The organism is Micromonospora andamanensis (genome assembly GCF_016863495.1).
In the GTDB taxonomy this organism is placed as follows: domain Bacteria; phylum Actinomycetota; class Actinomycetes; order Mycobacteriales; family Micromonosporaceae; genus Micromonospora; species Micromonospora andamanensis.
Map to the genome: position 1 here is coordinate 1 of NZ_BOOZ01000119.1, position 983 is coordinate 983.

At 66.3% G+C, this 983-nt stretch carries 1 protein-coding gene; it reads right to left on the minus strand.

Going from position 1 to position 983, the window contains the following annotated elements:
• Window positions 1-14: 14 nt before the first annotated feature.
• Window positions 15-869 carry an IS5 family transposase gene (locus Van01_RS32735; RefSeq protein WP_204015834.1) on the minus strand — a complete coding sequence of 285 codons (855 nt, stop codon included), beginning with the start codon at window positions 867-869 and terminating at the stop codon, window positions 15-17.
• Window positions 870-983 lie beyond the last annotated feature (114 nt).

A 983-nucleotide genomic window follows, 5' to 3' on the forward strand; every position in this document is an offset into this window, starting at 1 on the left:
ACCGGCAATAGGTGTCACTTGAGTCGGCGGGTGGTGGGTCGGGTGTCCCAGCGGTAGAGGGTTCGTGCTCGTTGGATGAGTTGACGGATGGTGACGACCGCTGCTGCCAGGTACAGGTAGAAGTCGATGACCTGGGAGTCGCGGTCGGTGCAGCGGCGGATTTTGCCGAAGCCGTTCAGCCACGAGTTCGTGCGCTCTACCACCCAGCGTTTGCCGATCTGGATCGGGGCGGGCACGCCTTTGCGGGCGATCTGCGCGTCGAAGCCGATTTCGTTGAGCAGGTCGCGGGTTCGCTGGCTGTCGTAACCGCGGTCCAGGTGGGCGGTGACCTGTTGCGGCCAGTGATGGCGTAGTTGGCGGCTGCACTGTTCGAAGGTGTCGCGCAGCAGCGGGGAGTCGTGCCGGTTCGCGGTGGCGCTGGTGATGCCGAGCGGGATGCCGTAGCCGTCGACGCCGGTGGAGCGTTTCATGCCGCCTTTGCCGCGGTCGACCGGTGAGCGGCCGGCCCGGTCGCCGCCACACGGGGCCTTCGTGATCGCACCGTCGGCGCTGAGGTCGGCCAAATCCAGGCCGATCATGCGGTCGTAGGCGTCCAAGGCCAGCTCGTGCAGTCGTTCGCCCAGCCCGGCCTGCGCCCACAGGTGCAGGCGCCGGCGGATCGTCCGGTCCGAGCACTGGTCGGTGGCTACCCGTTCGTAGCCCGATCCGTGGACCAGAGCGGCGATGATCAACTCGAACACGACCCGGTTCGCGATCCGGCGGCGGTGACAACCGAGGGGATGTCCCGGGTCGAACCCGGGTTGCTCGGGACACAGCGCGGCGAACTGGACGAAGATCGGTTCGAGCAACGATGATGGCAGGGCAGGCACGGGACTCCATCGATCACTGAGCGTAGACAACTCTGATGATCGATTCCCGTGCCTGCTTGCTACCCCGGGGTGCCTGTCTGTCCGGATCTTGGACGCCTACTGCCGGTCGCTCTT